This is a genomic window from Tardiphaga sp. (genome assembly GCF_028290495.1).
In the GTDB taxonomy this organism is placed as follows: Bacteria; Pseudomonadota; Alphaproteobacteria; order Rhizobiales; family Xanthobacteraceae; genus Tardiphaga.
The window spans coordinates 1-2,749 of record NZ_JAQGJT010000197.1; the positions used below are offsets into that span (position 1 = coordinate 1).

Genomic DNA, 2,749 nt, shown 5'->3' on the forward strand with positions numbered 1-2,749 from the left:
ACGGGGCTCGCACTTTAAGGACGGGCAGTTCAGCCGAGCGGCCATCGAGACGCACTGGACTCACGGTCGGGCAACGGCCAAAGCAGCGCTCGAACAAATGAATGGGAAGGTCTGACGCGATGGGCAGTGTTGAGCCGTCCGCCGCGTAGATTTGTCAAACGCCTTGAACCTGCCGGTAGTCCTAGGCAAGGAACGCGTGATTCCGGGCGTCCCGGCGAAGGTCACATTCGTCGTGCGGAACCCGTGTGGCTGCGATTTCGAGGTGGTAAGCAGCGCATTCGAAATCAAGCGGACCTACATCGGCGCGCGTCACGCGCTGCCCAAAGCCGGATGGTGTTACGCCGTCACAGATGCGGTGGAGCGCGGCACTCTTTTGCCAGCGCACAGCCAACTATGGACCACATTCCAGGCTGACACCCGCACGACGTTCCGCGGCGCCGTTCCAGCGAACGCACCGTCCGAGTCGGAACCTCATTTCTATTTCTCGGGACGTCTGCTTTATAGGCGCTTTCGAGGCGAGTTATTCGAGACAAGCGTTTACCGTCGCCTCTCCTATCCCGACTTTGAATGCTCGATCGTAGAGCCGGGCGACGCTGAGCTGAACAACGCGGGAAGCGTCGTATTCAAGTCCGATTTCCGTACCCCTGCACGCACTCCCAGTAAACGAAATTCGTTGGACTAGCACGCGGTTAGCTAGACTCGAAACACGGGATTGACTGGAGTCCCGGAATGGCCGTCTAGGTGGGCCTCCGCTGGCCGGGTGATCTCCGGGCATCTGACGGTTAGAGTCAGGCTACAGTCCGAACAGGCGGGCGAGCAGTCCCTTCTTTGTCTGCGTCGGGCTCATATCCCACGCACTCGACGGCGTTTCCGTTTCAAATTGATCGGAGGGCACGGCGCGCGGGGGCAGCGCACCGGATGCGACTAGTTGAAGTGCTTTGGCGGAATAGTCGTATTTGTCTCCGCCTGCCACCCAAGTGTCGATGGGCGGCCACATCCAGTCACGAAGTAATAGGCGAGTTTTCGCGGATCGTACCAGTGGTTGCTCGCGAACTTAACCAGTTCCCAATAGCGCGTGCTCGCGTAGGGTGTTGCAACATTGTCATTGCGGCGGCAGCGCCATACCGCGTCATCGCCCTCATTCCCTGCATCGCAGTCAATACGTGTAAGGCTGCGATTCTGGTCGGGCGATGTGAACGGGAGCGGCCCGTGGCACTGCGGCTCGCAGCGGCTGAAAAAAAAGCCGACACATTTGGTCGGCTTCAACGTCTGGCATTCCGAGGAGGAAGCGCCGGACCTGAGAGAGCTGCAGTATAGAACGCGCAAACGTTCACGAAAACATTTATCAGATGATTTGTGCTCTGCGAGGCAATCGCCTGCTTTTTGCTAGCAAATCCGAGTCGTGAGAGGCACCGAACAGTTTTTCCGCTGCGGCTTCCACGCGGTTCCTTCACGGCAGCAGCGTCCACGAGGCACGTCCGCGCGGCGGCAGCTTAGAATTTCCTCCTGGTAAGCGCGATGAGCGCTAAACCCGCGCCCAGAGCCGCATATATGGGTAGGAATGAGCGCGGCGGCATGTGTGCCTCGAAGCCAGGCGTAAACCTTTCGGGGACAACGTGATAGTCCACGGCGTAAGCCATGACCGCCGTAGCCGCAGCGGTTCGAACGATACGCGCCGGCGACGAACGGCGGCCGAGTAGCGTTTCAAACAACACCCCCCAGAAGATGCCTGCGCCCCAGTATATGAAGGCGCCGGTGCCAGTCAACCGAACACTGGGCTGCTCGTCGAGAAACGCTTCGGCGGGCCATAGGCAATGCGAGACCGCGTTAATCGGCGCCACGCCGCTTGCTCCGTTGTTTAGGGCTTCACGGGAGGCGACTACCGCCGAAATGACCGCTGCGCCTGTACCCGACGCAAACGCGCGCGCCAGCAATTTTACGATTTTCATCACTTTCTCCTGTGGGGGAAATAACTGTCGCAAGGAACGTTCTTCATGCGCCGTTGCCCGCCAGAAAGTTGTGATGGCCGATCCCTGCTTGACACTGCTTGACCGTTTGCCAGCTATAACCGGTTCAGAGCGGCTACCGTGCCCGTGAGCGGGCAAAGCAAACAACAGTGGCTCACACGGCAGGAGGTTTTCGCGCGGCTTGACACACGATGGTGAGGTTTTTGCTTCACAGCTTTGATCACGCCGCTCAAAGCGCTTAGCGGCGAAAACACGAAGGAGACTTGATGGCTCCCCGTTCGCTAGCATCGCTCACGTTAAGTTTTGGCCTGGTATCCGTCCCCGTGAAACTGTTCAGTGCGACAGAGTCAAAATCCGGTGTTGGTTTCAATTTGATGCACAAGGACTGCGGGACACGGTTGAAGCAACAGCATGTGTGCCCGGCTGATAACAAGGTTGTCGAGCGCAGCGAAATGGTGAAAGGCTACGAGTTCGAGAAGGACAAGTATGTGATCTTCGAACCGTCGGAACTTGAAGCACTGGAAGCGAGTGCCAGCCACACTATTGATATCGTGGCTTTCATGCCTACCGACGCGATCGACCCGTTCTACATGGACAAGGCTTACTATCTCGCGCCTGACAAACGGGGTGGAAAGCCTTATCAGCTTCTTTTTCAAGCCATGCGCCAAAGCGGCACGTGCGCGCTCGCGAAATGGGTGTCCAGGGGAAGCAGCACATGGTTCAGGTTCGCGCAGGACACGACGGAATCATTCTGCAACAGCTACTTTTATGGCGATGAAGTT

General features: G+C 57.9%; 5 protein-coding genes. 3 read left to right on the forward strand and 2 right to left on the reverse strand.

Annotated features, from left to right (window positions below):
* Window positions 1-115: DUF3734 domain-containing protein (locus JWQ24_RS28645; protein WP_366521472.1), on the forward strand; the 115-nt coding region annotated here is incomplete at its 5' end.
* A 48-nt stretch (window positions 116-163) separates the two neighbouring features.
* A complete protein-coding gene (locus JWQ24_RS27890; RefSeq protein ID WP_299815664.1) occupies window positions 164-682 on the forward strand; it encodes a hypothetical protein in 519 nt (172 codons plus the stop codon).
* A gap of 242 nt (window positions 683-924) precedes the next feature.
* Here JWQ24_RS27890 and JWQ24_RS27895 read toward each other — a convergent pair whose 3' ends face one another.
* Together JWQ24_RS27895 and JWQ24_RS27900 are read right to left on the reverse strand one after the other, a co-directional pair.
* Window positions 925-1,266, reverse strand: a complete 342-nt coding sequence (locus JWQ24_RS27895) for a hypothetical protein (protein WP_299815667.1) — start codon at window positions 1,264-1,266, stop codon at window positions 925-927.
* Between the two features lie 227 nt (window positions 1,267-1,493).
* On the reverse strand, window positions 1,494-1,949 hold the full coding sequence (locus JWQ24_RS27900; RefSeq protein ID WP_299815670.1) for a hypothetical protein: 456 nt from the start codon (window positions 1,947-1,949) through the stop codon (window positions 1,494-1,496).
* A gap of 284 nt (window positions 1,950-2,233) precedes the next feature.
* On the opposite strand from JWQ24_RS27900, the gene JWQ24_RS27905 reads away from it, so the two are divergent.
* A partial coding sequence (locus JWQ24_RS27905) for a Ku protein (protein WP_366521471.1) occupies window positions 2,234-2,749 on the forward strand: 516 nt, incomplete at its 3' end.